The organism is Rhizobium sp. P38BS-XIX (assembly GCF_012641435.1).
Taxonomy (GTDB): domain Bacteria; phylum Pseudomonadota; class Alphaproteobacteria; order Rhizobiales; family Rhizobiaceae; genus Rhizobium.
This window is the reverse complement of record NZ_JABAIJ010000005.1, coordinates 401,441-427,583: the sequence shown is the minus strand read 5'-3', so window position 1 is coordinate 427,583 and position 26,143 is coordinate 401,441. Positions and strand designations below refer to the sequence as shown.

Below are 26,143 nucleotides of genomic sequence, written 5' to 3'. Positions count from 1 at the left end.
CATGACATCACAGACACTGACCTTATCGCGCCGCGATGCGTTGCGCCTCGCCGCCCTCGCGCTCACCGCGACCGTTGCCAGCTGTGCGACGCCACCAACGCATGTTTCCAATACACCGGCCAGCGACCAGACCGCATCCGCTCTGCCGCTCGTCAATGCACTTCGCGCCAAGCACGGCCTGCCACCGCTGGCGATCGACAGCGCCGCCAGCACCGCCGCCATCTATCAGGCGCGGCGCATGGCCGACGCCGGCAAGATGGAACATCTGATCGGTATCGGCGACGATTTCGGCAAGCGCGTAAAGGCGAGCGGCGTCAAGCTGCCGGCAGCGGAAAATATCGCCGAAGGTCAGCGCGACGTGAATGCCGCGGTCACAGCCTGGATCAATTCTCCGAAGCATTTGCACAACATGCTCGGCAAATATGACGGGCTTGGCGTCGCTCTTGCGTCCACCCCCTCTTCCGGCGGCAGGCCTTATTGGTCCATGGTGCTTTCCTCGAACTGAGGAGGCATAGCATACCATGAATGTCCAGCAAGGAGGCGGGAGGGTCCTGCCCTTCGACGTGACGCATCGGCTCGTGCTGTCGATCGCGCTTCCGATGACGCTGGGCTTCATGACGACGCCTCTGCTTGGCCTCGTCGACACTGCCGTCGTCGGCCATATGGGTCTGCCCGATGCACTCGCCGGGCTGGCGATCGGCGCCGTGCTGTTCGATCTGCTTTTCTCAAGCTTCAACTTCCTGCGCGCGTCAACGACGGGGCTGACCGCGCAGGCCTATGGCCGCCATGATCGCCGCGAACAGCAGGCGGTCTTCTGGCGAGCCCTGATATCGGCGCTCGGTTGCGGCATCCTGATCGTGCTTCTCTCGCCTTTGCTCCTGTGGCTGGGCCTCAAGCTCATGGGTCCGCAAGGCGGCATCGCCGACGCGACGCGCACCTACTTCTCCATTCGCATGCTCTCGGGGCCGGCAGCGCTTGCCAATTACGCACTGCTCGGCTTCGTCCTCGGTCGTGGCCAAGGCCGCATCGGGCTGCTGCTGCAGACGGTAATCAACGGCGTCAACATCGTGCTCGCCATCCTGCTCGGCCTCTGTCTTGGCTGGGGTGTCGCCGGCGTTGCCTGGGGCACCCTGATCGGCGAGGCGACAGGCATGCTGCTCGGGCTTTTCATCGTCCTGCGCAGTTTTGCCGGCGACGAACGGCCGCCGCGGTCCGAGTTGTTCTCGCGCGCCAAGCTCACGCAGCTTTTCGCGCTAAACCGGGATATCCTCATCCGTACCTTCGTTCTGATCGGGGCATTCACGCTGATGACCCGTATCGGCAACAGCTTCGGCGCGGTCATGCTGGCTGCGAACGCCGTGCTGATGAACTTCTTCCTGCTGTCAGGCTATTATCTCGATGGGCTCGCCAACGCCGCCGAGCAGATCACCGGCCGCTCGATCGGCGCCAATTATCGGCCGGCGTTCGATCGTGGCCTGAAGCTGACGGCATTCTGGTCTTTCGGGCTGGCACTTGCTGCCGCCGTCTTCTTCTTCACCGTCGGTCCGGCGCTGATCCGCCTGCTGACAACCTCGGAAGAGGTTCGCACGGCAGCCGCGACATACCTGCCCTGGGCCGCTGTCACGGGCCTGACCGGTGCGCTCGCCTTTCTGATGGACGGTGTCTTTATCGGCGCAACATGGTCGCGCGAGATGCGCAACAAGATGCTGCTGTCCTTCGGCGGCTACCTTATCGCGCTCGCCATCTTCGTGCCGACGCTTGGCAATCATGGCCTATGGATGGCCATGAACGCTTTCCTGCTGTTTCGCGGCATCTTCCTGGCCATGGGTCTGAAGAAACGGGCGGATCAGACGTTCCGGTTTGCCCAGTAATCCAACTTCGCATCGCGCAGCTCTCGAATGGAGCCAGCGCGTTCGCGGTCGAGCAGCTTCGACAGGCCGGAAATGATCTGGCCCGGCAAACCCGGCCCTTCATAGACCATGCAGGAATAGAGCTGCACGAGATCGGCGCCCGCCTTGATCTTTTCCAGAGCAGTCTCGGCGGACGACACGCCGCCAACGCCTATGATCGGCAGTGCGTCACCAACGCGACGACGCATCTTCGCCAACACGGCGGTCGATCTCTCAAAGACTGGTTTTCCCGAAAGGCCGCCTGCCTCCTTGGCCTGACGCTGATCTTTCAAGCCATCGCGCGATAGCGTGGTGTTGGAAACGATCAGCCCGTCGAGCGAATGTGACAGCACCTCCGCCGCGATATCGTCCATGCCCTCCTCGGTCAGATCCGGCGCGATCTTGAGGAAAACGGGAACACGCTTGCCGGCCTTCGTTGCCTCATCGTCGCGGGCGGCGAGTACGGCCGAAAGCAGGGCGGACAGGCTTTCGCGCGCCTGCAGATCACGCAGGCCAGGCGTATTCGGCGAGGAGATGTTGGCCGTGAAATAACGCGCCACGGAATAGAAACGACGGATGCCGGCCACGTAATCGGCGATACGGTCGGCACTATCCTTGTTGGCGCCGATGTTGACGCCGATCATGCCGCTATTGCGGATCGCCTTCAGCCGCTGGAATGCGGCCTCGTGGCCCTCATTGTTGAAGCCAAGGCGGTTGATGACGCCTTCGTCCTCCACCAGCCGGAAGATGCGCGGACGCGGATTTCCCGACTGCGCCTTCGGCGTTACCGTGCCGATTTCGGTAAAGCCGAAGCCAAGCTTCAGCAGCGCCTCCGGCACCTCGGCATTCTTATCGAAGCCGGCGGCCATTCCGATGGGGTTGGTAAAGTCGAGCCCCGCCACCGTCTGGCGCAGGCGTGGATCGACTTTGACGCTGCAGGACGGCAGCAGCCCCGATTTCAGCGCCGCTATCGACATGCCATGCGCAGTTTCCGGATCGAACAGGAACAGGCCACGCCGGCCGAGGTCGCGAAAGGCGCCGATCATTCCGCCATCTCCGGAAACACGTGGGCACCATCGTCGCCGATCGGCAGCGGCTTTTCCCAGATGACTGCCGAAAGCGGCAGCGGTGCATGGAGATGGGGGAAGAGATCACCGCCGCGCGAGGGCTCGAAGATCAGCTTGTCGCCCAGCGCATCGCCGTCGACCGCTACGAGTAACAGGCCGGTCTGCCCGGCGAAATAGAGCTCGGCGGTTTTTCTGGCCTGCTTTGCGGTGGATAAATGAATATAGCCGTCGGTCAGATCGATCGCCGCGCCATGAAAAACGCCGGTTTGTCTGGCTTGTTGCCAGAGCGCATCCGGCACGATCTTGTAAACCACTGGCATGGCGATCATCATCCCTATGTAAAGCTATCCTGATAGGGCTTTGCACGAAAACATCAGCCGATGTCCACGGTTTCCGTGATGGATTTGGGGTTTAACGCAGAAAATCCGGAGGATGACATGACGAAGCAACTGAAAATCGGCCTTGCAGCCACGCTTTTGCCTGCAGCCTTTCTTCTTGCCATGCCGGCTATGGCGACCGAGCCGAATGCGGAACGCTTTCAGCTCGAGCGCAGCGGAGATCACTTCATCCGCCTAGACAAGCAGACAGGCGCCATGTCCATCTGCCAGGATCAAGCCGGCAATCTCGTCTGCCGCATGGCCGCCGACGAGCGCACCGCCTATGACGACGAGCTGGATCGGCTGTCCGACCGCGTGGCGAAACTGGAAAAGACCGTCACCACAACCAGTGACTCACATCTGCCTGACGATGCCGAAATCGATCGTACGCTCGGCATCATGCAGAAATTCATGCGCGGTTTCATGGGAATGGCGAAGGAATTCCAGAACGAGGAACCCGACACCAAGCCGCAACCGCAGAAGACCTGAGGCGGGCTAAAAGCGCCAACGAAAGCACGGGGATAAAGGACCGTATTCCTATGCCGGCCTTTACTCGCAAAAATGCCTCGGTTAACGTTTTTTAAAGAGTAAAGCGCCGGACGAGCCGGCGCGCGGATACTGAGCGGCAATGCTGTCACATGAACAGATATGGGGTGCGATCGACCAGCTTGCCGAGCGGCATGCCCTGACGCCCTCCGGTCTTGCTCGCCGCGCCGGGCTCGACGCCACCTCCTTCAACAAATCCAAACGCCTGAGCCAGGACGGCCGTCTGCGCTGGCCCTCGACGGAATCCATCGCAAAGGTGTTGGAGGCGACCGGCGCCAGTCTGGAGCAATTTCTCAACCTCACCCGATCCGGGGCGATCGCTGCGGAGACCATGAAACAGACGGCTTCGCCGGCCGGCAGCTCCATCCCGCTGATCGGATTTGCCCAGGCCGGCGCCGGCGGTTTCTTCGATGACGGCGGCTTTCCCGCCGGCCAGGGCTGGGACATGGTGGAGTTCCCTGCGGCGTCCGGACATGGCGTCGGCGTCTATGCGCTTGAAGTGCAGGGCGAAAGCATGTTGCCGCTCTACCGCGATGGGGATATTCTGATCGTCGAGCCGGGAGCTCAGATCAGGAAAAATGACCGTGTTGTTGTGAAGACCCGAGAGGGCGAAGTCATGGCAAAGGTCCTGCTGCGGCAGAGCGCCAAGTCGATAGAATTGTTGTCGCTCAACCCCGAACATCCCAACCGCAGCTTCGACCTGACGGATGTGGACTGGATTGCCCGGATTATCTGGGCCAGCCAATAGGAAAGTTTTCTCGTTATGCGTCGTGATATTTGGCTTGCCGGTGTGGTAGGCGCGGTAGTCGGTTCATGGTTGACCTTGGTCGTGCTCCAGCTTGGAGAGCACGGCTTTTCGCTGCCGCATCGCAGCAGCAATCCCGTAGCGGACAATCGCCCAACTGCAGCGCCGGCACCTGCCGAGACCGCCAAGGCTGATCCCACGCCGCCGGAGAGCACCGAGGCATCAAAGCCTGTCGATACGTCCAGGCCAGAAAACGCAGGCGGAAATGCCCAGCCCCAGGAACAGGCAAAAGCGCCGCCCGTGACGCCGCCTGCGGATACAGCGCCGGACAAGGCGACGCCATCAGCAACAGCACCCGCTTCGACAAACGCATCCGAGAGTGGCACGCAACCCTCGGAAACTGCCGCGGCTGCTCCAGCGACGGCAACACCGGCAGCCGCTGATGCTCAGAAGAAGCCGGCGGACGACGTGGCCAAAACGGAAGAGAAGGCTGTGGCAGCTCAGCCCGTCTTGCAACAGGACAAGAAGCCTGAAACCGATGTGGTTCCTTCGGACTCAGCAGCAACCAAGCCCAGCGATGGGCAATCGGCCCCTACGACGCCTGACGCTGTAAAGAACACACAGGTCGCAGCCGTCGACACACCGAAGCCGGCTGGCAGCATGACCGATACATCGAACTCGGCTTCGGCATCGCCGCAACCAGCCCCGACTGAAGAGGCGAAAGCAGAGCCGCTGCCGGACAACCGCAGGCCAGCGGACCAGATCGACAGGGAGCGCGCAGCAGCCGAGCATCGGACGATTTCACCGGCTCAACCTCAGTCTGAACAGGCCTCGCTCGGTCCGGCACAAAAGCCACAGGAACAGGTGCCGTCCATCGAGCTTATCCGCCCCTTCTCCGATCAGGCAGGGATAGTGACGGTTGCGGGCAAAAGCGTCCAGCTCGTTGGCGTCATTCCGACCGATGTCGAGCGGATGTGCACCAGTGACAGCGGCAAGGTCTGGCCATGCGGCCAAGCTGCCCGCACGGCCTTCCGCATGTATCTGCGAGGACGCACCATCGACTGCGACCTACCGAGCACGGAATGGAAGGGCACGGTGACAGGCGCCTGCCGTTATGTGCGCGTCGATCTGAGCGCGTGGCTTGTACGCTTCGGCTGGGCCGATCCGGAGCCGGGCTCGCCGCTGGCGCCGCTTGTCGAGGAAGCCAAAGAAAAGAAGCGCGGCATGTATGGCGAAGACCCGCGTAAGAATGGCAAATCGACGCTCGGACCCGCCCTGCCCAAGGAAGATCCGCTCAATCCGATCTGACGCCTTGCTTCCGCCACCAGCTTTTGCGAAGAGACATGCCACTTTTCGGTGTGACAAACTCAAAGGACTTCGCCTGTCATGAACAAGCCGCTTTCCGCTCACGAAGCCCTGATCTACGTCATGGTTCTGGCTTCGGCCGTCGATCGCACGATGAACGACCGCGAGCTTAGCCGGATCGGCGAGCTCATTCACGCGCTGCCGGTTTTCAAGGGCTTTGACGACGACAAGCTGATCTCGGTCTCGCGCGATTGTGCCAAACTGCTGTCGGGCAGCGAAGGTCTCGACATCGTGCTCGAAACCGTGCGCGACACGCTGCCCGCGCGGCTCTACGACACCGCCTATGCGCTGGCCGTCGAAGTGGCCTCGGCCGACCTGTCCGTCAAGGCGGAAGAATTGCGTCTGCTCAGCCTGCTGCGCGATCGTCTCAGCCTCGACAAGCTGACCTGCGCCGCTATCGAGCGCAGCGCTATCGCGCGTTACCGCAAGGCCTGATCAGTAAAGCCCGTAAGGGAAATAGCGCAAATAGATTTCCTGCAACTTGCCATCGCGCGAAAGCGTTGCGAGCGCATGATTGATTGCCGCCGTCAACTCGCCATCCTGCTGGCGCAGCATGATCGTCATGCCTTCGCCCAGAAATTGCTGCGACAGGTAGGGACCGTCGAAAAGCGCGCAGCACTTTTCGGCAGCCGGAGACGAAACCCAGAAGGACAGCTGCAAGCCGTCGGCAAAGGCGGCATCGACCTTGCCATCCTTCAAGGCAGCCAGAAGCGCGTCCTTGTCGTCAAACGGTACCGGCTTGAGAGCGGGGAAGAACGCTGCCATCATGGCTTCATGCGCCGTTCCCTTGACGACTCCGACCGGATGCCCGCCAAGAGAGGCGGCCGTCGTGCCGTTGATCGTTGCCTTGAGATTGCGGGCGAAACGCGCCGGCAACATCAGGAACGGACGTGAGAAGGAAAAACTCTTGCGAAGTTCCGGCGTCACGGCGACACCGGCAATGACCGCATCGCCCTGCGACGCCGAAAGCGCAGCCTGCAATTCACCGAACGGCAATGCCTGGATCTGGCACTTGTCCGCAATCGCAAGCTCGTCGCAGATCTTGCGGGCAAGCTCGACATGGAAGCCTGTCAGCTTGTTGTTCTGATCCAGGAAATTGAAGGGCGGAAAATCGATCGAGGTGAGGAAACGCAGCCGCACCAGCGACGACAGGTCGGGTTTCGGCAGGCGCTCGCGTGCATCGAAAAGGATCGGCAGATTGGGCGGCTTGGCGTCCTGAGCCGCCGACGGGAGTGCCAAGGATGAGGCGATCAATATCCCGCCTGCCAGGCGTCGCGCCAAAGCGATTGTCGACGAAAGGCAAACACGCATGGTCTTGATCCGGCCTCCTGTCGTGGATGCAAATTCCTGATTCATTAGAACCGATGTAGCAGAGTCACGCCGCAGGGGGAATATCGCGCCTCGCATCGAACCCGCCGCGCCTTGGGGATGAGCAATGCCAGACCCCGCGCATCGCGTGGTTGCAGCTCGCAAAGCTGACGCAAATTTAATGTTGGGAACCGGCCCGGACGGGTCTCCTGTTAGCAGTCGATTAAACTCTGTTGGTTGTACTCCCCGCATCGACGACATCGGCCGGCAAGCCGATTGCATGACGCATGTCGCCAAAGCCTTGTCTTCAAGGATCCAAGCACTCGATTTCACCCGCTCACGTCAGGCAGCGCCGTGCTGCATCCGTTTCAGGACAGCAGCCTCCTTACGTTTCCTCGATGACACCAAGCATTTGCAGACGGACCGCCATGTTCAGAAACTTCAAAATCAAGACCAAGATGCTCGCCGTGATCCTGCTTCTCGGCATCGTCTCCTTCACCGGTCTTCTCTATATCGCGGCAGAGTTTCGCCGGGCGGATCAGGCCTATAGCGCCTTCCTCGACAACGAGGCCGTTGCGGCCAGCGAAGCTGCGCGCGCCAGCGCTGCATCGTTGGCCTCCGTGCTGCAGGCAAGCCTGATGCTGAATTTCGATCCCGCCAGCGATGAATTCAAATCGGTTGCCGCCAGCGAAAGCCGCTTCAGCGATGCGAAGCAAAGGCTCAAGCACGCGGAGAGCCTCGTTCCTGCCGAAAGCCAGGCGATCGATGCAATTCTGTCCGGCCTTGACGACCTGCAGGCGCTGACCAACAAAGCTATCGATCAGCGCAAAAATGGCGACGTCAAAGGTGCCACGGCTAGCATGGCCGCGGTCAACGGCAAATTGCTGACCCTCGTCGCCAGCATGCAGGCCAACAACGAAGCTCTGACAAACCGGATGAACAATGGCGCTGACGCGCTGTCGATCGACATCAACAGCGCGGTCAACTATGCGCTGTTTGCTCTCGGCGGCTTGACGCTTCTTGCGCTGATCCTCGGCGTCTATGTCGCGCAGAACGGTATTGCGACGCCGCTGATGCGCCTCCATCAGCGCATGACCGCTCTTGCCGACGGCGACACCACCAGCGAGATCGACGGGCAGGACCGCCGCGACGAGATCGGCCACATGGCTTCGGCCGTCGCGGTTTTCTGCGACAATGCCATCGAGCGAATCAAGCTGGAGGCGCAGGCGGAAGCCGACCGCACGCTCAGCGACAGCGAGCGCGCCCAGCGAGAAGCCCGCCAGACTGCCGAGGCCGCTCATCTGCAGCAGGCCGTGCAGGCCGTCGGCGACGGTCTGAAGCGCCTTGCGGAAGGCGATCTCGTCACGCACATCGACAATCAACTCGTCGTACATCTCGACCAACTGCGGCTGGACTTCAACAGCTCGCTGACCAAGCTCAACGGCACCATGCAATCCATCGGCAGCAATGCCAGAGCAATCAGCGCCGGCGCCAACGAAGTTCGCGGCGCTGCCGACGAGCTTTCGAAGCGCACCGAACAACAGGCGGCATCGGTCGAAGAAACAGCGGCCGCACTCGAGCAGATCACAACGACGGTCAAGGACGCGGCACAGCGTGCGCGTGAGGCGAGCCAGCTGGTCGCCCATACGCGGGCCGGAGCCGAACGATCCGGCACGATCGTCCGAAATGCCATCGACGCCATGCAGAAGATCGAAAAATCGTCAAGCGAGATCGGCAACATCGTCAGCGTCATCGACGACATCGCCTTCCAGACGAACCTTCTGGCGCTGAATGCCGGTGTGGAAGCCGCGCGCGCGGGGGAAGCCGGTAAGGGCTTTGCGGTCGTTGCACAGGAAGTGCGCGAACTCGCCCAGCGATCTGCAAATGCCGCGAGGGAGATCACGACGCTGATTTCCACGTCGGAAATGCACGTCCGCACCGGTGTCAGCCTCGTCGGCGAGACCGGCAAGGCGCTCGATGCGATCGTTTCGGAGGTGCAGGAAATCAACCGGCATGTCCACGCCATTGCCGAAGCCTCGCGCGAGCAGTCGGCTGGCCTGCAGGAGATCAATACAGCCGTCAATGCCATGGATCACGGCACGCAGCAAAATGCCGCGATGGTGGAGGAAAGCACGGCGGCAAGCCACAGCTTGGCAACGGAGGCAGCCTCCCTGGCAGCCCTTCTCGCGCAGTTCCGGACAAGCGGCGGAGAGACGATCCCCATGCCGGTACGACCTATCAAAAGCGTGCCGTTGCGCCCATCGGTGCGGCCCCTGCCCGGGCCTGTGGCCGTTCCATCCATTCGGGTCGTCGATGGCCCGAAGATGCGCTCCAGCCCTTCGCCGGCACGTGCGCTTGGCCAGAAGCTGCTCAACGCATTTGGTCCCGGCCAGTCTACGCGACCGACAGACAAGGATGCGGACTGGACGGAATTCTGAGTGGGGTAAACGGTCGCAACCGGCAGATGACGGGCGGAGCGCTCAGCGAGAGCCGCCTGTCATTTCACCAATAGTTTCAGCTCGATATTTTCAGCCGTGGGACGATCCGTTTCACCACGCCTCTTCACAAGTCTTGCCGGCGCGCCGACATAGATGCCGTATGGCTCGGTCTTTCCCTTGACGACGGCGTTGGCGCCGATGACGCATCCCCTGGCGACGCGTGAGCCACCGAGGATCTTTGCTCCTGCCCCGATCCAGACATCATCCTCGATGACGATCGGCTTCTTCGTCACGCCCTGCAGACGGATAGGCTGAGTGAGGTCGTCGAAATTATGATCGAAGGAGATGACCATGGCATGGGCGGCGATGCGCACGTCATTGCCGATGACAATTCCGCCGCGGCCCAGCATGATGCTGTATTCGTTGAAAGAGACGTGATTGCCGATCTCGATGCTGCCTTCCTGCGCATCGATGACCACACCCTTGCGAAAATGCACCCGTTCACCGATGCGCACGTCGCCGCGCTTCCAGATGATCCGGGTGCCGAACGGAACTTTCGTACTGCGAGCAATCTTCAGCACGCCGTGCCGAAAGATTGCTCGAACCCTGTAAAACCATGCAATGCCACGCATTCAAACGCTCCTGCCAAGGGGCGCCCATTTTTCCATATCCGTCTGGCGCCCACCTGAATGGGCTAGAAGATGGATATGCGAGAGAAGGGCTGCAAGTGTTGCCCCTCTCCCTGCATCTTTCAGCGGCGTGCGGCAAGGCCGGTGATCAAGGCGATCACACCAAAACCGGCGGCAGCGGCACAGACGGCAGACCAACCGCCGAAATCCCATGCCGTACCGGCAAGTGCCGATCCCAGCGCTCCGCCGAGAAAGAAAATGCCGACGAACAGGCCGTTGATGCGACCACGGGCTTCCGGCTGAAGAAGATTGATCGCGCGGCGTCCCAAGGTCTGGTCGCCGGTGACACCGACATCGAGCAGAACGGCGCTCACACCGAGAAGGATCAGCATCAAAAGCGGATCGCCGGATCGCATCTCTCCTGCCCAAGCGGCCAGCGCCATGGCGGCAAGCAGGATAATATGGGAGACCAGCGTCGCCATTCGCGTCCAGCCCCTGTCGCCCATGCGGCCGAAGGGAGAGGTTGCAGCCGCCCCGCCAGCACCCACTAGCGCAAACAACGCGATGCTGGACTGGCCGAGCGAGAATGGCGGTTGTGCCAGACGCAGGGCGACGGATGTCCAGAACAGGCTGAAGCTTGCCATGACCAATGCAGCCGTGAAGGCGCGCAGCCGCAAAACAGGCTCATCACGCAACAGCTGGAACAACGAGCCGATCAGTGCACCATAGCTCGTGTTGACCATCGGACGGCGCTCCGGCAGGCGCAATGCCAGCACCGCGGCCAGCAGTGCGAGCGTCGCAGCGCTCAGCGCATAGAAGCTTCTCCAACCCCAGAAATCGGCAACAAGGCTCGCCAAGGGACGCGAAATAAGGATGCCGACCATCAGCCCGCTCATGACATTGCCGATGACCCGGCCGCGATGCTCGGGCGGCGCCATGGCTGCAGCAATCGGCACGAGGATCTGGATCGCGGAACAGGCCGCTCCCAACAGAAACAGGAAGATCAGCAGGCTCCACCCGGTCGGCGCGAAGGCGGCGGCGATGGCCATGACCAGCGCCGAAACCAGCATGCGCAATACCAGCTGGCGATTTTCCATGAGGTCGGCCAGCGGCACCAGAAAGAACAGGCCGGCGGCATAGCCGAGCAACGAAGCCATGGCCACAAGCCCGGCACCGCTTTCAGAGAAGCCGAGCGATGGCCCGATGACGCCGACCAGCGTCTGCGGCGCAAACAGATTGATGATGATGACACCGGTTGCGATGGCAAACAGTACGGTCGAGGGAGCCGCAACCGCCTCCGGCAAATCGTCTTCGGCATCGCTCGCCAAAGGTTCAGGGGCTTGAGACATAGGTTCTCCAATAATTTCTGATAATATTGTTGCCTACCTTTATCGCTTTGTTGCATAATGCGGCAATTGAAATGAAATAATAATGATTATGCGAGTTCCTTATGAACATTCATGATCTGGAAGCTTTTGTCGCGGTGGTGGAAACCGGGTCGCTGGTTGCGGCATCCGCGCGCATCAACCTGACACAGCCAGGCATTACCCGCCGGATTCAAAATCTGGAAGACAGCCTCGGCGTCGCTCTGCTTGACCGGCAGTCCAAGCCGTTGAAGCCGACGGCGGCGGGGCGTGACGCCTACGAGCATGGACGCCGCGTCCTGCGCTCTCTCGACGATCTCAAGGCCGGCGTCTCTCCCGACGGCGCCATCGGCGGTGAATTCCGTCTCGGCATCATGCCTTATCTCTCCGAGGCGGCGCTCTCCGCCCCGCTCGATCTGCTCCGCAACCAGTTTCCGCAATTGACGCTGCGGATCGTCTCGGGCTGGTCGCCGCAACTCGTCGAACAGGTCGCCCATAGCCAACTGGACGCGGCGACCGTCTGCCTGACCGAAGGCGTGGAGCCGCCCGAAAACGTCGTCGGCGACGTCCTCGGCGTGCACAGCGTCATTCTCGTCGCAGCACGATCACTTGGCGTTCCCAAAGTCCCACGGCTTGAGGAGCTCTCCCGTTTTCCCTGGATCATGAACCAGAGCGGCTGCGGGTTTCGCGCCTTCATTCACCATCGCTTTGAGGCCGAGCGCCTGCCCTTCGACGTGGCCGTCGAGGCGATGAGTGCCGATCTGCGCATGTCACTGGTGGCGCGCGGTCTCGGCATCGGCGTGCTGACACCGGCTGCGCTGTCGGATAGCCGCTGGCGCAACGCCGTCGACATCATCGAGACGCCGGATTTCAGCCCGAAAGTCGTGAATTGGCTCGTGCATCGTCCGCCGGCAGGCCGCCTCGCCCGCCCGATTGCAACCTTCGGCAATGCGCTGGCGGAAACGCTTAAAACGTCGGGGCGTTTGTAATCGCGGACGTCAGCCCTGCGGCTTGTTGATCATGGCCTCGATATTGTAGCCGTCCGGATCGAGAATGAAGCAGGCATAATAGTGTGCCGTATATTCCGGGCGCGGACTGGGCGGCCCGTTATCCCTGGCACCGGCTTCGAGAGCGGCCTTGTAAAATGCATCGACGTCTGCCCTGCTTTCGACGCGAAACGCGACGTGCAGATGCGTCAGCGGCGTCCTGCTTCCCGTATGCTGGATTTCGAACAGGCTTCCATCACCCACATCGAAAGCCCAGAACACGTCGTCCTTTCCAAAAGAAAGGCGGTATCCCAGAGGTTCGAGCGCCTTCTCGTAAAAGGATTTGCTCTTCTGCAGATCGCTGACTTCGATGGTTAGATGATCAATCATTTGAGCATGTCCCCCGAAATATTAGCAACGAAAACAGGCTAGTCGCAGGGGAGGCTTCATACAACAGCTATTGCGTCACATCATCGCCTGATGGTGTCGCATTGCGTCCAGACGCTGGTTTCCGTGAGAACAACGGTAGCGGCAGGGAAAGGATTGGAGCGGGTGAAGGGAATATAAACACGGTGATATACTATTGATATTAATTATGATTTCGTAAATTATTAATTATAGTACCGTATTCTATACCGTAGTTTGGGCGCATGGTCATAGTCGCCGTCACACAGACTCAAATTCAACAATCGGATGCTGCTTGCCTCCCAACGTCCTATCTGATTGGGTGCCTACTCAAATTGAGAAAGGCATAAAAAGTGGTTGGGATGTTTAGCGCTGATGATGAAGCCGCTCGTATACTTGATATACTTGAAATTCAGTTTGGATGTTACGAGTGGTTCGCTGTGCCTCTGCGTAACGCGGATAATCGCCAGAATGTCCTCGATAGTTTATCGACGCTTTGGCACCGTTATTCCATCGCGCGTTACCACGCCCCTCTTCAAACTGAGCGGAGGATCACGGAGGCACGCGACACCGCTCGCAAGATCGCAAAGGCAATTTCGTTGTTGAAAACTGCCCCTAGGCGCGTCGTCGCTGAACGATATATCAACGGACCCGCAAGCCTAGCCGAGTACGAAAAGGCGATCGAGATATTGAGCCGCTACCAGAGTGAGCTCGCATCTTTTGGCAAACAAAAGCTTTCACGCGGAGCAAAAAGTGATCCGGTTATCACCGCTGCCACTCGTGCCGCTGCCAGAATTTATACCGATATAACCGGGAGCGACTTTCCTAAGACCATCGACTACGTCAATAGGAAAGCCAAGCGAGGCGAAAAAGTCTTTTCAACGCATCCACTGAACTTTGTGCATCAAATATTAAATGCTGTCGATTCAGACATCGACGCCCCGCAAGTAGCAACCGCTGTTCGCACCGCCGTCAACCCTATAATTAGCGCAAAAAAGGGTCGAAAGAAATCGTCAATTACTCCTTAGCTGATAATGGAATCCGGCTCGAAAATGTAAAATATCGGTGATGTTCTTTTTCAACTCAAACAGAGGAACATCACTGAAATGCAGTCTTTAATAGAATCTCTTTCATCCAAGCCCGACGACAGCTTGATACGAATGCCGGAATTCTTGCGCTATATCCCTGTATCGCGCTCGACGACTTATGCCAAAATCAGGGCGGGCGTCTGGCCGGCTCCCCTGAAGATTTCAGAACGTGTGGTCGCCTTCAGAGTTAGCGACGTGCGTGCACTTCTGGAGCGCTTTGAGCGGGGAGAGGCACAATGAAAAAGTCGGAGCACTCTCACACGCGTAAGCCGAACAAGACGAATAGCAAGCCTTCGCCTCACAAAGCCAAGACGGGAAAGGGCGCGTCCGCGCGCGCTATTCCGATTGCACCAGAAAATTCGGATAATCCGAAAATTCTCGAACTGGTGAACGCGCGTGGCGAAGTGGATAGGGCGAAACAGGCCCACCGCAAATTCGTCTGGAAGATGATTGCTGTAGCAAACGCCATCGCCGCAGCGCTTATGAAGGACATGGAGTCCTGGCGCGAATTCTGTGCTCTTGATTGGGGGAAATTGACCGGGCCGAAGGTCGAGCAGCGCCACCAAGCATTTCGCTTTACGCTGAAGTTCATTTTTGCCAAGGGCAAGAAGGGCGAAAAGCGAGCCAGCTTCTACTACAACGCTGTTAAGGCGTTAGTCGAGCAAGGGCGTCACGACAAAGGTCTGGTTAAGGCGATCGAGAAGGCTGGCGGCCTGAAAAAGTTGCAAGGCCAGAAATCGGGTAGAAGCAAGTCTGCGGTGAACGGTGCGAGCCTTTTAGGCGAGAGCAAAATCACCGATGATATCGATGAGCCGCTAGAAGACGATGATGACACGGATAAGGCATGCCGGCGTCAGGTGCACGAAGAAAAAGACGACTATGACCATCGGAAGTCGTCACCGTCGAAGTCAAGCAACTCACAGACGGAAATGCCATTTATGCTTGTATTCCAGGATCACCCTCGTAATTTGACAAGCTCGAAGCTTCCTGTGCGGATTGTTATCAAAGGTGAGGTTTTGAGCCTCGGCAGGACTACCACCATCAAGGTAGATAGTCACAAGCTGAAGAAACCTAAGCCCTGACGAATACTTTTTCGAAATGATCTGAAGAAAAGAAATGCCCGGCTTAACCGCCGGGCATTTCGCTACGTACTTTTGGAAGCAGCAGTATTTCCGATTGACCAACTCGGCCCCGATCAACCTGCTTCAACGCGTATCCGATAGCCTTTCGTTCCGTACGCTCGATCGGCACGGCGTGCAGGCGCATAATCGGCTTCGTCTTTCCGGCATATTTTCCTTGGTGCTCTTCGAGATACCTGTGAAGCGCGACCTGCATCCGACACCTCGGCGGCAATAGGAATATTCCGTGCCAATGCTTACCATCGTTCACGGTGCTCTCCTCGGCGCTCAGCTTCAGATGGCTATTCACCGGCCAATCGGGCGCGGCCAGTAGCCTTGGGAACTCAGTGTACACACTACCTTTGCGCGGCTTCCTGACAATGCGTGTAAGAAGCTGTTTATAAAACTCCTCGATTGCTGTGGTCATTCTTTCGTTTGTTCGCCGTTCGCTTCCGTACATCTGGTTGAACATGAACGTCAACATATATGGCTCGTATCCTGCGTTTATCGCGGTCATAGTCCATTCGATCCATTCGTCGAAGTATTCCTTATTGGTCGACATATCCTGATACTACCTTATCCTATGGGTTTGTTCTTTTGGGTCAGGTGCGTTGACCATCTTCCCTACACTGCGAGGTTATGCAGGCATGACTGGCCCATATGCCTTGCCGTCTTTCAGACAAGGACATTCCAAGACTCGAAACTCGTGTAGGACTCCGGTGGCCATTCCTCCCTTCGCCCGCATCACGATATACCTGCACATTCAATTCGCATCGCTGCTGCATTCCATGCCGCCCAAGGCTCGACCGCGCCGAGGCATTGCTTGGCTGGATTGCTCACGAGATAAATTGGCATCGCGCATAAGTGCTTTACCGGCGCTGGCTAGATCCTGGCATGCATTCGATTAGGACCGCTTTTTGGATTCTTGCGCGGGCATCAATTTGCCATCTGTGATTGCATTAAAAAGTAATGCAATTGACAAACATAAATAATATCTATATAAATCAATATGTTGCCGATTGCGTATTGATCATCGGCAGTGCGAACCGCCCTTTACATTGCCCCTCGCGGGGCCTTCATCGTTTTTGGAGAGCCAGATGAACATGTCTGCGTCGACTGCCGCCGCTCGCGCTTCGTTACCCTACCCTATCGTCCTGCTCGGTCGCGACGATAGCGGCAAAGCCCATGCTTCATATTTCTCTGCGACCGATGGCCACTCGGCGAAAAAGGCTGCTGGGCTGATGGGCATGGTGACCCTTCGGGCCGATACCGACGACATCCGCGCGCTGATGGCAAAGATTCCGAAAGGCAAACTATTCGATAGCGGCAAGGCATTCGTGCCGTTCGTCAAACAGGCTCTGTTCAAGCAGCTCGCGGCCCATTTGCCCGAGGAAGAACGAATGATTGCTGATCGGCCTCGCTCAGCGACAAGTGAAACCGTTGTCGCGTCGGAGGCCAATGGCGGGGGGCAAGCGCAAGCCCCGGTAAAACCTTCGCAACTGGCCGAAGATTGGTCGAAGTTGAAAATCGGTAATCTCGTGCTGGCAACCGAAGGGCCGATGGAAGGATGGTTCGAGGCGACGATCATCGAAATAAAATCCAACGGTGCCTTGCGCTTGAAGTGGCGTGATTACCTCGACACCCCTCCGTTCGATCGGCCGATCGCGCAGGTGGCAATGCTTCATCCCAAATATGTTGAGGCTTGAGGCTCATGCTGATGGTCGCAGAAAAACACGAAACGAATGGCGCCGACATTGTCGGCGTCAAGGCCGCGCGGATACGAGCGCTCAATGATACCTTCCGGTGCGCGCTTCCTGAGCGCGGCGTAATGATCACGACCGGCGTCAGGGCGTTGCCCGCCGATCGTCTGCTTGCCCTGCTGGTTGCTGTTCGCGAATTCGATGCCTTCAATCCTGGCAACGACCCACATGACGAACATGACTTTGGAGCCGTCGAACTCGAAAGCACGACTTATTTTTGGAAAATCGACTATTACGATCTCGATCACCGCTACGGCTCGCCCGACCCTGTCGATCCTGGCCTGACAAGCCGCGTGATGACAATCATGCGAGCGGATGAGTACTGAGGGATGGTACGGCGGGGCTTACGCCGTTGGCTTTCGCTTGCGCCCTGCACGCAGAGGCGGTGTAGGTTTAGCGTCTTTAGCAGGTTCAACGAATAGTTCAGCGACGCGCTCGCCTAGGACATTTGCCAAGGCTTCAAGCGTTGCGACCGTTACGTTTTCTTCGCCACGCTCGACACGGCCAACATATGCGCGGTCTATCGCTGCTTCGAGCGCAAGCCGTTCCTGCGATATGCCCTTGGCAACCCGCAAGCGCCTTAGATTCCAGCCGATGATTTCGCGTGTATCCATGGCGCAGGACAAGGCCACACCAATCACATATTAATCGACGGACTGTTGATCCATCATTTAATTTGTGCCACCAACTTTCATACAATCACGAATTGGCGGTGAACGGAGAAACATCGCCCTAAGCAAGAGGGAATTGGAATGAACGCCTATCTTGATGGCATGAGGAAATACGCAACGTTTAGCGGTCGTGCGACACGCTCGCAGTTCTGGCTGTTCACTTTGATATTCGGGATCTTGAACGTTGTTGGCGCGATGCTTGACGCCGCCCTCGGCATCAGCAACCCTGACGGCGCTGGCATCATTACCTTTTTGATCGTCTTGGTGCACTTCCTGCCCTATATTTCGGTGCTCGTCCGGCGACTGCACGATATCGACCGGAGCGGTTGGTGGTATTGGTTAGGCCTTGTCCCAATCATCGGCATTATCGTGCTGATCGTCTTCCTGTGCACGAGATCGATGGTTGGGCCGAACCGATTTGGTCCCCCAGCTGTTTCGCTGCCCGATGCTAATTCAGCAGGGGGTGGGGCGGGCTCGTCACAGGCCAAGGTCGAACAGCTGGAGAAGCTGGCGAGCCTGCGGGCTTCGGGTGCCATCGATGAGGCCGAGTTTCAGAAGATGAAGTCTGACCTTTTGAACCCCTCGGCCCGATGATGATAAAACCCCTCCGTTCAAGATTGGCGCGTTTGATTGAACTGACGGCTTTTTCAATCGTACTGGCCTTGGCAGCAAAACCGGCGAATGCGGATGACAACACTGACCTTCTTGCCGGGATCGCGATCGTTGGTCTGATCGCCACACTGGTTTATATGATCCCCACCATTGTCGCCTTTTGCCGTAGCCATCCCAATCGATGGCTGATCGCTGTCATCAACATCGTGCTCGGTGGAACTGGCATTGGCTGGCTCGGCTCATTGGTATGGGCTTGCTCGGCAGCACATCTCAGCCCTTCAGGCAGCAACGGTGGTGAGAGTGGGCTCAACCTGTTCGTCAATGATGCCCAGCGGGTGAAGATCGAGCCAGCGGGCCAGCAATCGAATTTTGACGACATCGCCACGCAGCTGCTTCGCCTCAAGCGCCTACGCGACGACGGCGCAATTGCTTCAGACGAATACGAAGATCTCAAGCAACCGCTGATCCGTTCGCGTTAGTGCCATCGGCCAAAAGCGCATAAAAGCGGCGCTTCCGCCGCCGAACTAGCCCTCAATTGAGGACTAGCGCACCCGCGTCGGCATGACGCGAAAGGAATGGAATTGCACCATGCGGATTTTAATAGTTCTTTTTTTTCTTATGATCCTAGCCGGGCTGGCTTGGTTCCAAGCCGACGCGAAATGGTTGGCTTACATTCAGGCCGCTGCCGCAGCCTCGCTCTTCCTGGCCTATATCGGCTATGTCTGGTCTCGGGATGAAGACGAAGAATAGTGCTCGAGCCTTAAGGCAACGTGCGGTTCGACTATTCGGCAGGCTAGCGGCTAAAAGTGTATCCTCGGCCACCATTATGGCCGCCTATCTAAAGGCCATCGAGTACCTATCAAACCTATGCCGGTCGCTTAAAAACTAGAAGATCCGGTCGTGAAACTTCATGCTCCGCCGAAGAGACTGCAGCGATCATCTCCCACCCATCTGCCCCAGCTGCGATTAACGCTTGTTGAAGTTGCTCCCGATAGGTGTCGCTATCGAAATAGTTCACCAACTGCACGACGTTATATTCCCAAGCTGGCATGTGATTGTCTCCCTCGCGAAAACAAGCATAAGTTGCCAGATGAGTGCTTGACTTGCAATAGATCAATAAAACATCAGACACACCTCGATCATACCGATAAGCACGGATGAGGCTCGCTGGAATTTGATGACGCCGACTTCGCCCAGTTTCCTGGGGTGACAATCGTGAACAAATATCGTTTGCGTTGAAGGTCAGGCTTCACCGCTTAAGCCTCACCACGGCATCTTCCACGTTCTGGCAGCTGTTGTCCTTGTTCTTTGCAATATGGATTAAAGTGCGCAGTGGCTAAAACAACGACGATTCTTGTCCTAAGCGAGCGGAGTGGGTACCGCGTTGGCCGCCTACGTCGGCGAGGTAGCGGCGTGTGCAGCGACGCCCCAAACCTCTACCGCAGCCTCAGCCATCCATTTTTGTCGCTCTTCAATCGCCTGTCGGTCCCATGAAGACGCAGGCTTCAACTTCTGGATAGCGCGTGTGATTTTATCGTTCGCGCCGATAGCCAACACCGTCGCTTGGCACCTCGCCAACAGAAATTGCGACGTCGGGTATACGATCGCTTTCTCTGAGTAGGGCCGATTCTTGATGACGCGATTCACAGATGATTCGACTAGCATGAGATTGCCGAGGCGCTGAACCAACTCGAACTGGTCCGCTCCCTCACCGAACTCTGCCATGGCGTCCTGATCCGCACCCTGCGCTAGAATGTGCTCGATGTCGTTTTTCGTCTCAAGGTAATGCGAAAGGCCTTCACGGCCAGCTTCACCGTAGGCAAGGCCGTCGAAGTGGCGTGTGATTTTAGCAAGGAGATAGCGAAGTCGAAATTTCCTAAGATCGTAGGTGTGCAGAGTCAGGAAGGCATTTATAAAGGCCTGCCGGTGGAGAGCCTTCTGACTTGTTAAAAATTCGCTCTCGAAGGCAGAAAAAGCAGCTTCGTTTGAAACGTGACGTAGACGCCGAGCTGCCTGCACAATGATCCGTTCATAATCCTTGCCAGGAACACCCGCGATCAGCCACACGAACATCAATTCCTCGACACGGCGAGTTAGTCGCTCGAACAACTCTGGGCCAAGGTGCCGACCTGCCAGCAATAAGATAAAATGTTGCTTTACTGCGCTGCCGCCGAGCGATCGGGTGTTGGCGATGCCGTAGTCAATTCCGCCATTCGCATTCCTGCCCCGCGAGAAATTTTGAAACGCTGCTGCGCCCTCTCGAAGATGCTCAGCAAACCCAATTGGATTACGCCCATGTCCAGTTTGGCCCTCATTACGGGTTAGCCAGTCGTAAATATCCTCTTCTTGCAACTTCGCATCAACATCATAAGTAGCTAACAAATAGTATCGCAGAAACCTGAGCGGCTTTTCGCCAGCTTCGTAGATCGTTTGCGTTACCCCTTTCCAAACCTCCTTAAGTTTATTGAATTCTACTGCGCGGGCGTTCATGAACAGAAGGTTCTTGAGAAGATCCATAGCATCGAGGCCAACGCCCCGATCGTTAATAGTTTCGAAAATCTTCAATGCTCGGCTAACGTTCGGTGTTTCGATACGAATAAGCTTAACTTTGTTGGTAAAATAGCCGTGGAAGCGACGCAAGCCGTTTGCATCGGATGGGAACTGAACGCTAAGGAACTCCCTGATAGTGTCATAGGCATTAGCTAGGTTGCGGATCGATCGTGTTCCGTCCCGCCGTGCAGCCTTGCCCTTGCCTTCACCATACTCCATGAGGACGCCACTTGCATCTTCGTACTGCAGATCTAGCCGCATCCGCTCGATGGTATCTCCTTGCCAATTGGTATCTTGAGCCGCGATTTGTCCGCTAAGCGTAGCAGGCACTTTTCCGTCCAACTCAGCAATCAAATCCCGCAATGCGCAGAGAGTCAGAAACGACGTCGTGCTGCGTTGCTGCCCGTCAATAAGGTCGAATACCCCATCAGCTCCAGGGCAGACGACGATTGTACCGATAAAGTACTCAGGGGCACCGTCCTTGGTTGCCTGCTCAAACTCACCGTGGATGTCTTTCAGAAATTGCTCAACTTCTTCGCCGCGCTCCCCTTTCGCATCAGCCTCCCCCCAAACGTATTCCCGCTGATAATCTGGAACGAGATAGAAATTTTGAAAAATTTGCCCAATGCTGAGATCTTGCGAAGTGATCGAATGTCCGCTCATCAATGCCCCGTAGAAATTTAAAGCTTCGAAAGCGCCGTGAAAATGGAATCGGCGAGTCCTAATGTCACTTGCCGCGCCACAACTATCAATGATTTATTCGCGATCTAGCCCTAGCGACCAGCAATTGAATCTCTGGCAGCCATTTGAGCACGTATGATTCAAGGATTGCTTGTCCGCTGCACATCACGATCGTCATTTGTGCCAGCGCGGACATCGGCACCACCACCGCCACATCAGCGTATAGGCGCATGCGACAGCACGAAGGTTACCCGCTTGGCCGTAACATCAGTCTTGACGACGACTATTTGTGACAGGGTAGCCTCGGGCCTAAAGCTTGAGGTGACATATGACAAAAATCGGTTACGCCCGCGTAAGTACGATTGACCAAGATTGTGAAATCCAACAGCAACGCCTGAAGGCGGAAGGCTGCGTGATTGTGCGGGCCGAAAAGATATCGGGCGCGAGCCGTGATGGTCGAACAGAGTTAGCGACGATCATCGAATTTCTTCGTGAGGGTGATGAGTTGATAGTGACGCGGCTTGATCGTCTTGGCCGCGACACCCGCGATGTCCTCAACATCGTACATGAGTGCGAACAGCGCGGCGCCTTTGTCACCATTCTCGATCCTCACGTGTCAACTCGCGGCGAAATGGGGCATGTGATATTAACAGTGCTGGGCATGGTCGCGCAGATGGAGCGGCGCTTCATCAAGGAGCGTCAAAAGGAGGGAATAGCTCGTGCGAGAAGTGCTGGCGTCTACAAGGGTGGCAAGGTCCGACTAGATCACACCCTGATACAAAAGCTTCATCGCGAGGGCGTAGGGGTGTCAGCTATAGCAAGGGCAGCAAAGTGTTCGCGCATGCAAGTTTATCGAGTGCTCGCCCGCTTGCCGTCGCGATTGGCTTGAGCTTCGTCGTGATAGTCATCATCACATCTATATTCTGAACAGTTCTCTGAGGCGCTGCTGACTTACCGCCTGTCTAACAATCTCTTTGGCAAGAAATGGATAGCGACGCTCCATAAAATTCAGCGATATATCGTGTTGGGCATACGCGATCAAAATATTACATCGCTCCTGAACATAGTTGTCATCTTGGTTGAGCCGTAGAGCATTAATCGTTCCCGCGATTTTCCGCTTTAGGTCTTTGCCGAGGCCGGGATTAGGGCGTAATAAACAAGCTGGAACATCCATGAAGAACCAATCATCCTGCACCTCGAAGGGATCGACGATATCGATCGAGTCGCCTTTTGATGTGTTTACCCTCCCGCCAGCTAACCGGAAATTTTGCCATTCGTAGGCCAAGTGAGGATGACCGTTGTCGCCAGCTTTGGGAAGAAAATGATCCACCGTCCCTTGCTCCGGCAGATACATTGCCGTGTACGCGCATATGCCGGAATACGCCTCATGAAGTTCGCGAACGGCTTTGTTCCAAAAATTATTTTTCTTAAACTGCTTTGACGTTGGCTTCGGGCACGTCGCCAAGAAGGCGGCGCCTCGCTTTCGAACTTCACTGTCGAAACCCGGATACTCCTGTTTGGGAACGACGCCGATCATATTTTGACACCATGCTGCTCAGCGAAGTATAGCCATCTAGGCCAAAATTTGTCGTCGTTGGCTAGCTGTGATTTGAGACGCTCTGAAATTGACGCCACGGCTTCAGGACTAGGATCGTCCTCAAGCTGCAGCGCCTTCGCCTTTTCGATTGCCTCTTCCGCCTCTCTAGAACGAGCGTGACGAAGACCGAAAAGCGGAGAGGTAAGCCATCCTGAGGCATCCCCATATTTCACGAAGGGAATATCCTCCAGCCTGACCGTCGGACCGACACCATATAAGTGATAAAGGACGTCAATCGAACGATCGAAGGTAGCCTCCATCGAGGCAAGAATCATTGGTGAATGGGTCGCAGCTATCATCTGCAATGCTAAGTCGCTACTCAGAAGGTCGCCGACGCTCATCAGAGCTGGCAGTACTATCCGCTGCCACTTCGGATGTAGATGAGCCTCCAATTCATCCACAATCACCATCATACGGCGAAGTGGAGCTTCGCCCATTTGCTTCGCTACAAGTTCATGTTCCTGCCAGCACCAAATGATTAAATATGCCAGCAAAAGTACTCGCTGCACCCCCGACGACGCGTGCGTTACTGGTACGGTCCCATACCGGTGCTGAATGGTCGGTATGTCTCGCGGTTCGTCGGGAATTCTGACCGATGGCCCAGGAGTCAGAGTACCAAGATCTTCAGGAGACAATCGCTTGAGTACAGCGGCGAACTGATCAAATGTCTTTCGATCGGCTGACATCTGCCATTTGACCCAGTCTCTGATTAGACCCTCGATTGTACCCGGCCGTCCGTTCCACAGCTCTTGAGCTGAAAGACTGTTTGAAGTTAGTATTTTTCGATTGTACCTCCCACGTACCGGGTCGGCGAAAGCAAAGGAACCATCTGCCCGAGAAAAAACTGCGATCGCCTCCACCGTCATCGCTTCTTTCGGACGTACCCAACTGAAACTTTTGCGGTCAAACTTGGACTTATAGCTAGTTACTCTTCCTGAGATTCCGCTTAAAGCGTATTCTACTTCAGGAATGACAGCGGGATCATCCAGCAGCGGAAGCGCTTCACGTTCGGCCCAAGAGCCGGTAGCTGCCCACCAAGCAAAGTCGAGTAAAAAAGATTTTCCTAGACCGTTGTCGCCAGTGATGATGCTTAGTCGCTGCCCAAAATCGAGTTCCATTTCTCGAGCAGGGGCAGCGTTGGACAAGCGTAACGATCTTATCGTTCGACCACCTTCGGCTTTTGCGTCTGGCGGCGAAGGTAGTTCCCGCGTGATAGCCGTCATCCCAAGTGGCTCAGACGAAAATGCCGCACCGTAGGAAAGAACGTTGTCCATCATTCTGGCAGAGAATAGACGCTCTTTTTCAGTTTCAGTTATCTTGTACTCGGAGAAAAATTGCTCAACGAGCTCATCGTAGGTGCTAACACTGCCTATATCAGCGCTCTTGTAAAGCCATACTGCAAGTGCATCGACTGGGATGCCTGTCGTAAAGCTTCCCTCCTCCAAGATGTTCGTGACCCGCCGGAGGTAGTCTGGGGCAAATCCCCACAGGCGCGTTTTTTTCGGGTGCTCGAAAACCGGACCGAAAGTCTGCGTATTGACGGTCTGCAGACCGGTAGACGGATATCTCTGAACAACCCACGACTGCGCACTTTTAAAAGGCTGAAAATAGTACGAACTTCGGTGATCAAGGCGATGGTGTTCGTCTAGGTGCTCCTCGGTGAGTTTATCCATGCTCACCTCGTCTACGGCTCCAACGCTCAGTCCATAGCGCTTGCATGCAACGAACGTAATCCCAATAAAAGGATGCACGTGGGCGCGAAGAATACTTATTGCGTGGAGAACCGCTTCGGCTGTGAGATACATATCGTCTTTATACCGATTTGAGGAAAGTATACTATTCCAAATCTAATTCGCCTTCATCGAAGAGCTTTTTAATCTGATCAATCATCAAGTCGCAATATTCCTTTTTGGCGTCTATACCGATGACGCGGAAGCCGTGCTTTAGAGCAAATATCAACGAGGTCCCACTTCCGGCGAAGGGATCTAACACAACACCTCTTGGCGGCGTTGTCGTAAGAACCGGAATGCGAACAAGCTCCTCCGAAAACCGCGCTTTATGTCGGCCGCTTTGACCACGAACCGGTGCTATCTCCCAAGTGTCTAACGGCGGTAAAACGGTACCCGTTTCCGAGGTCCTGCCAACTGCATTCTTGTCGAAATAATACCAACGCTCTTTCACAAAGTGAAAAACGTATTCATGCGACATTGAGCAACGGTCTCTCACTTGGTCTGGTATTGGGTTCGGCTTTACCCAAACGTTGTCGTTTCGGACGATCCAGCCTCGATCTTGCATTTCGATGGCAAACCGATGCGGAATCAAAAGCAACTGTTTGGGAACACACCATTTTCCGTCGCCTTTTTTATCTTGCGGACGGATACCAAAACGGCGAGCCGATTGTTTGGCCTCACCGCTACGATGTTCACCTTTTCCACTCCAGTATGTGTCACCGATGTTGACCCATAGACTGCCGTTGTCCGCAAGTACCAAACCGGCCGCTTCGAAAACGTCTGCAAGAGTAGATATAAATTCGGATGGATGCGCTTCTAGGCCGATCTGACGTTCAACTTCGTAGTCGCGCTGTCCATAGAAGGGGGGCGAAGTTACAATACAATTTGCCTTCACCCCCTCTTCTGCAAGCAGCGATAGGGCTTCACGTACATCCATGTTGAGAACGAGTGCAGTTTCGTCGGAGTAAGCTGCGGCATTCCTCAGCCGCTTCGATGTGAATGCGTCTTCAGACATGACCTGAGGATGCATGGCCTCGTTCGCACGAGTGAGCGGGCGGCTATCGTCTGGTAAATCGACCAATTTCGGCTTGGTCCCTTTTTTAATGCGCGTCATCGAGAATCACAAATCATATAAATGCTGAGTCAGCATAACGACTGGCACACGTTCAAGCGAGGCCCGCCCGACCTTTTAAACAACAGCCGCTTGGTGGATCTCC

Annotated in this window: 27 protein-coding genes; 15 read left to right on the top strand and 12 right to left on the bottom strand. The window is 56.7% G+C overall.

Features of this window, described 5'->3' with window-relative positions; all coding sequences use genetic code 11:
* The first annotated feature begins 1 nt into the window (after position 1).
* Both HGP17_RS18935 and HGP17_RS18930 read left to right on the top strand, forming a co-directional pair.
* Positions 2-505 (top strand): CAP domain-containing protein, encoded by a 504-nt coding sequence (locus HGP17_RS18935; protein WP_168811776.1) that lies wholly within the window; start codon positions 2-4, stop codon positions 503-505.
* A 16-nt stretch (positions 506-521) separates the two neighbouring features.
* A complete protein-coding gene (locus tag HGP17_RS18930; RefSeq protein WP_168811774.1) occupies positions 522-1,871 on the top strand; it encodes an MATE family efflux transporter in 1,350 nt (449 codons plus the stop codon).
* Here the strand turns inward: HGP17_RS18930 and HGP17_RS18925 are convergent.
* Entirely contained in the window at positions 1,847-2,935 is a 1,089-nt protein-coding gene (locus tag HGP17_RS18925) for a quinone-dependent dihydroorotate dehydrogenase (RefSeq protein WP_168811772.1), read from the bottom strand. The two genes, HGP17_RS18930 and HGP17_RS18925, sit on opposite strands and share 25 nt — an antisense overlap.
* Entirely contained in the window at positions 2,932-3,288 is a 357-nt protein-coding gene (locus HGP17_RS18920; protein ID WP_168811770.1) for a DUF952 domain-containing protein, read from the bottom strand. Before HGP17_RS18920 ends, HGP17_RS18925 begins: the two co-directional genes overlap by 4 nt.
* 105 nt (positions 3,289-3,393) lie before the next feature.
* On the opposite strand from HGP17_RS18920, the gene HGP17_RS18915 reads away from it, so the two are divergent.
* The 4 genes from HGP17_RS18915 to HGP17_RS18900 all read left to right on the top strand — a co-directional run bounded on the left by HGP17_RS18915 (position 3,394) and on the right by HGP17_RS18900 (position 6,424).
* Positions 3,394-3,822, top strand: a complete 429-nt coding sequence (locus HGP17_RS18915) for a hypothetical protein (protein ID WP_168811768.1) — start codon at positions 3,394-3,396, stop codon at positions 3,820-3,822.
* Between the two features lie 139 nt (positions 3,823-3,961).
* On the top strand, positions 3,962-4,627 hold the full coding sequence (locus HGP17_RS18910; RefSeq protein WP_168811766.1) for a helix-turn-helix transcriptional regulator: 666 nt from the start codon (positions 3,962-3,964) through the stop codon (positions 4,625-4,627).
* A gap of 15 nt (positions 4,628-4,642) precedes the next feature.
* Positions 4,643-5,932 (top strand): thermonuclease family protein, encoded by a 1,290-nt coding sequence (locus tag HGP17_RS18905; RefSeq protein ID WP_168811764.1) that lies wholly within the window; start codon positions 4,643-4,645, stop codon positions 5,930-5,932.
* A gap of 78 nt (positions 5,933-6,010) precedes the next feature.
* Positions 6,011-6,424, top strand: a complete 414-nt coding sequence (locus HGP17_RS18900; RefSeq protein WP_168811762.1) for a tellurite resistance TerB family protein — start codon at positions 6,011-6,013, stop codon at positions 6,422-6,424.
* Here HGP17_RS18900 and HGP17_RS18895 read toward each other — a convergent pair whose 3' ends face one another.
* Positions 6,425-7,300, bottom strand: a complete 876-nt coding sequence (locus HGP17_RS18895) for a transporter substrate-binding domain-containing protein (RefSeq protein ID WP_168811760.1) — start codon at positions 7,298-7,300, stop codon at positions 6,425-6,427.
* A gap of 425 nt (positions 7,301-7,725) precedes the next feature.
* Between HGP17_RS18895 and HGP17_RS18890 the strand changes: the two genes are divergently transcribed.
* A complete protein-coding gene (locus HGP17_RS18890; RefSeq protein WP_168811758.1) occupies positions 7,726-9,735 on the top strand; it encodes a methyl-accepting chemotaxis protein in 2,010 nt (669 codons plus the stop codon).
* Positions 9,736-9,794: 59 nt separating this feature from the next.
* Here the strand turns inward: HGP17_RS18890 and HGP17_RS18885 are convergent, their stop codons facing one another.
* Positions 9,795-10,367, bottom strand: a complete 573-nt coding sequence (locus tag HGP17_RS18885) for an acyltransferase (RefSeq protein WP_168811756.1) — start codon at positions 10,365-10,367, stop codon at positions 9,795-9,797.
* 119 nt (positions 10,368-10,486) lie between these two features.
* Positions 10,487-11,713, bottom strand: coding sequence for an MFS transporter (locus tag HGP17_RS18880; protein WP_168811754.1), 1,227 nt, complete (start codon positions 11,711-11,713; stop codon positions 10,487-10,489).
* A 101-nt stretch (positions 11,714-11,814) separates the two neighbouring features.
* On the opposite strand from HGP17_RS18880, the gene HGP17_RS18875 reads away from it, so the two are divergent.
* On the top strand, positions 11,815-12,717 hold the full coding sequence (locus HGP17_RS18875; protein WP_168811752.1) for a LysR family transcriptional regulator: 903 nt from the start codon (positions 11,815-11,817) through the stop codon (positions 12,715-12,717).
* Positions 12,718-12,726: 9 nt separating this feature from the next.
* Here HGP17_RS18875 and HGP17_RS18870 read toward each other — a convergent pair whose 3' ends face one another.
* A complete protein-coding gene (locus HGP17_RS18870) occupies positions 12,727-13,104 on the bottom strand; it encodes a VOC family protein (RefSeq protein ID WP_168811749.1) in 378 nt (125 codons plus the stop codon).
* Positions 13,105-13,481: 377 nt separating this feature from the next.
* On the opposite strand from HGP17_RS18870, the gene HGP17_RS18865 reads away from it, so the two are divergent.
* Positions 13,482-14,147 carry a hypothetical protein gene (locus HGP17_RS18865; protein WP_168811747.1) on the top strand — a complete coding sequence of 222 codons (666 nt, stop codon included), beginning with the start codon at positions 13,482-13,484 and terminating at the stop codon, positions 14,145-14,147.
* Positions 14,148-14,443: 296 nt separating this feature from the next.
* On the top strand, positions 14,444-15,289 hold the full coding sequence (locus HGP17_RS18855; protein WP_168811743.1) for a hypothetical protein: 846 nt from the start codon (positions 14,444-14,446) through the stop codon (positions 15,287-15,289).
* A 43-nt stretch (positions 15,290-15,332) separates the two neighbouring features.
* Here the strand turns inward: HGP17_RS18855 and HGP17_RS18850 are convergent, their stop codons facing one another.
* Positions 15,333-15,887 (bottom strand): hypothetical protein, encoded by a 555-nt coding sequence (locus tag HGP17_RS18850; protein WP_168811741.1) that lies wholly within the window; start codon positions 15,885-15,887, stop codon positions 15,333-15,335.
* A gap of 535 nt (positions 15,888-16,422) precedes the next feature.
* On the opposite strand from HGP17_RS18850, the gene HGP17_RS18845 reads away from it, so the two are divergent.
* Positions 16,423-17,031, top strand: a complete 609-nt coding sequence (locus HGP17_RS18845; protein ID WP_168812001.1) for a hypothetical protein — start codon at positions 16,423-16,425, stop codon at positions 17,029-17,031.
* A gap of 11 nt (positions 17,032-17,042) precedes the next feature.
* Complete coding sequence (locus HGP17_RS18840; RefSeq protein ID WP_168811739.1) at positions 17,043-17,411, top strand: DUF3768 domain-containing protein; 369 nt, start codon at positions 17,043-17,045, stop codon at positions 17,409-17,411.
* 18 nt (positions 17,412-17,429) lie between these two features.
* Here HGP17_RS18840 and HGP17_RS18835 read toward each other — a convergent pair whose 3' ends face one another.
* Positions 17,430-17,699, bottom strand: a complete 270-nt coding sequence (locus HGP17_RS18835) for a helix-turn-helix transcriptional regulator (protein WP_168811737.1) — start codon at positions 17,697-17,699, stop codon at positions 17,430-17,432.
* A gap of 138 nt (positions 17,700-17,837) precedes the next feature.
* On the opposite strand from HGP17_RS18835, the gene HGP17_RS18830 reads away from it, so the two are divergent.
* Both HGP17_RS18830 and HGP17_RS18825 read left to right on the top strand, forming a co-directional pair.
* Positions 17,838-18,350 carry a DUF805 domain-containing protein gene (locus HGP17_RS18830; protein ID WP_168811735.1) on the top strand — a complete coding sequence of 171 codons (513 nt, stop codon included), beginning with the start codon at positions 17,838-17,840 and terminating at the stop codon, positions 18,348-18,350.
* Positions 18,351-18,382: 32 nt separating this feature from the next.
* A complete protein-coding gene (locus HGP17_RS18825; RefSeq protein WP_168811733.1) occupies positions 18,383-18,847 on the top strand; it encodes a superinfection immunity protein in 465 nt (154 codons plus the stop codon).
* Positions 18,848-19,760: 913 nt separating this feature from the next.
* Here the strand turns inward: HGP17_RS18825 and HGP17_RS18820 are convergent.
* Positions 19,761-21,581 (bottom strand): DUF262 domain-containing protein, encoded by a 1,821-nt coding sequence (locus HGP17_RS18820; RefSeq protein ID WP_168811731.1) that lies wholly within the window; start codon positions 21,579-21,581, stop codon positions 19,761-19,763.
* Between the two features lie 346 nt (positions 21,582-21,927).
* On the opposite strand from HGP17_RS18820, the gene HGP17_RS18815 reads away from it, so the two are divergent.
* A complete protein-coding gene (locus HGP17_RS18815) occupies positions 21,928-22,488 on the top strand; it encodes a recombinase family protein (RefSeq protein ID WP_168811729.1) in 561 nt (186 codons plus the stop codon).
* Positions 22,489-22,515: 27 nt separating this feature from the next.
* Here HGP17_RS18815 and HGP17_RS18810 read toward each other — a convergent pair whose 3' ends face one another.
* The 3 genes from HGP17_RS18810 to HGP17_RS18800 form a co-directional block, all read right to left on the bottom strand.
* Complete coding sequence (locus HGP17_RS18810; RefSeq protein ID WP_168811727.1) at positions 22,516-23,136, bottom strand: hypothetical protein; 621 nt, start codon at positions 23,134-23,136, stop codon at positions 22,516-22,518.
* Positions 23,133-24,869 carry an AAA family ATPase gene (locus HGP17_RS18805; RefSeq protein WP_246704143.1) on the bottom strand — a complete coding sequence of 579 codons (1,737 nt, stop codon included), beginning with the start codon at positions 24,867-24,869 and terminating at the stop codon, positions 23,133-23,135. Before HGP17_RS18805 ends, HGP17_RS18810 begins: the two co-directional genes overlap by 4 nt.
* Before the next feature lie 163 nt (positions 24,870-25,032).
* Positions 25,033-26,040, bottom strand: coding sequence for a site-specific DNA-methyltransferase (locus HGP17_RS18800; protein WP_246704142.1), 1,008 nt, complete (start codon positions 26,038-26,040; stop codon positions 25,033-25,035).
* Between the last annotated feature and the right edge of the window lie 103 nt (positions 26,041-26,143).

Excerpts from the sequence above, each read along its gene's own strand:
- HGP17_RS18935 (WP_168811776.1), top strand. The coding sequence starts at position 2 with ATGACATCACAGACACTGACCTTATCGCGCCGCGATGCGTTGCGCCTC.
- HGP17_RS18930 (WP_168811774.1), top strand. The coding sequence starts at position 522 with ATGAATGTCCAGCAAGGAGGCGGGAGGGTCCTGCCCTTCGACGTGACG.
- HGP17_RS18925 (WP_168811772.1), bottom strand. The coding sequence starts at position 2,935 with ATGATCGGCGCCTTTCGCGACCTCGGCCGGCGTGGCCTGTTCCTGTTC.
- HGP17_RS18920 (WP_168811770.1), bottom strand. The coding sequence starts at position 3,288 with ATGATGATCGCCATGCCAGTGGTTTACAAGATCGTGCCGGATGCGCTC.
- HGP17_RS18915 (WP_168811768.1), top strand. The coding sequence starts at position 3,394 with ATGACGAAGCAACTGAAAATCGGCCTTGCAGCCACGCTTTTGCCTGCA.
- HGP17_RS18910 (WP_168811766.1), top strand. The coding sequence starts at position 3,962 with ATGCTGTCACATGAACAGATATGGGGTGCGATCGACCAGCTTGCCGAG.
- HGP17_RS18905 (WP_168811764.1), top strand. The coding sequence starts at position 4,643 with ATGCGTCGTGATATTTGGCTTGCCGGTGTGGTAGGCGCGGTAGTCGGT.
- HGP17_RS18900 (WP_168811762.1), top strand. The coding sequence starts at position 6,011 with ATGAACAAGCCGCTTTCCGCTCACGAAGCCCTGATCTACGTCATGGTT.
- HGP17_RS18895 (WP_168811760.1), bottom strand. The coding sequence starts at position 7,300 with ATGCGTGTTTGCCTTTCGTCGACAATCGCTTTGGCGCGACGCCTGGCA.
- HGP17_RS18890 (WP_168811758.1), top strand. The coding sequence starts at position 7,726 with ATGTTCAGAAACTTCAAAATCAAGACCAAGATGCTCGCCGTGATCCTG.
- HGP17_RS18885 (WP_168811756.1), bottom strand. The coding sequence starts at position 10,367 with ATGCGTGGCATTGCATGGTTTTACAGGGTTCGAGCAATCTTTCGGCAC.
- HGP17_RS18880 (WP_168811754.1), bottom strand. The coding sequence starts at position 11,713 with ATGTCTCAAGCCCCTGAACCTTTGGCGAGCGATGCCGAAGACGATTTG.
- HGP17_RS18875 (WP_168811752.1), top strand. The coding sequence starts at position 11,815 with ATGAACATTCATGATCTGGAAGCTTTTGTCGCGGTGGTGGAAACCGGG.
- HGP17_RS18870 (WP_168811749.1), bottom strand. The coding sequence starts at position 13,104 with ATGATTGATCATCTAACCATCGAAGTCAGCGATCTGCAGAAGAGCAAA.
- HGP17_RS18865 (WP_168811747.1), top strand. The coding sequence starts at position 13,482 with ATGTTTAGCGCTGATGATGAAGCCGCTCGTATACTTGATATACTTGAA.
- HGP17_RS18855 (WP_168811743.1), top strand. The coding sequence starts at position 14,444 with ATGAAAAAGTCGGAGCACTCTCACACGCGTAAGCCGAACAAGACGAAT.
- HGP17_RS18850 (WP_168811741.1), bottom strand. The coding sequence starts at position 15,887 with ATGTCGACCAATAAGGAATACTTCGACGAATGGATCGAATGGACTATG.
- HGP17_RS18845 (WP_168812001.1), top strand. The coding sequence starts at position 16,423 with ATGAACATGTCTGCGTCGACTGCCGCCGCTCGCGCTTCGTTACCCTAC.
- HGP17_RS18840 (WP_168811739.1), top strand. The coding sequence starts at position 17,043 with ATGGTCGCAGAAAAACACGAAACGAATGGCGCCGACATTGTCGGCGTC.
- HGP17_RS18835 (WP_168811737.1), bottom strand. The coding sequence starts at position 17,699 with ATGGATACACGCGAAATCATCGGCTGGAATCTAAGGCGCTTGCGGGTT.
- HGP17_RS18830 (WP_168811735.1), top strand. The coding sequence starts at position 17,838 with ATGAACGCCTATCTTGATGGCATGAGGAAATACGCAACGTTTAGCGGT.
- HGP17_RS18820 (WP_168811731.1), bottom strand. The coding sequence starts at position 21,581 with ATGAGCGGACATTCGATCACTTCGCAAGATCTCAGCATTGGGCAAATT.
- HGP17_RS18815 (WP_168811729.1), top strand. The coding sequence starts at position 21,928 with ATGACAAAAATCGGTTACGCCCGCGTAAGTACGATTGACCAAGATTGT.
- HGP17_RS18810 (WP_168811727.1), bottom strand. The coding sequence starts at position 23,136 with ATGATCGGCGTCGTTCCCAAACAGGAGTATCCGGGTTTCGACAGTGAA.
- HGP17_RS18805 (WP_246704143.1), bottom strand. The coding sequence starts at position 24,869 with ATGGATAAACTCACCGAGGAGCACCTAGACGAACACCATCGCCTTGAT.
- HGP17_RS18800 (WP_246704142.1), bottom strand. The coding sequence starts at position 26,040 with ATGACGCGCATTAAAAAAGGGACCAAGCCGAAATTGGTCGATTTACCA.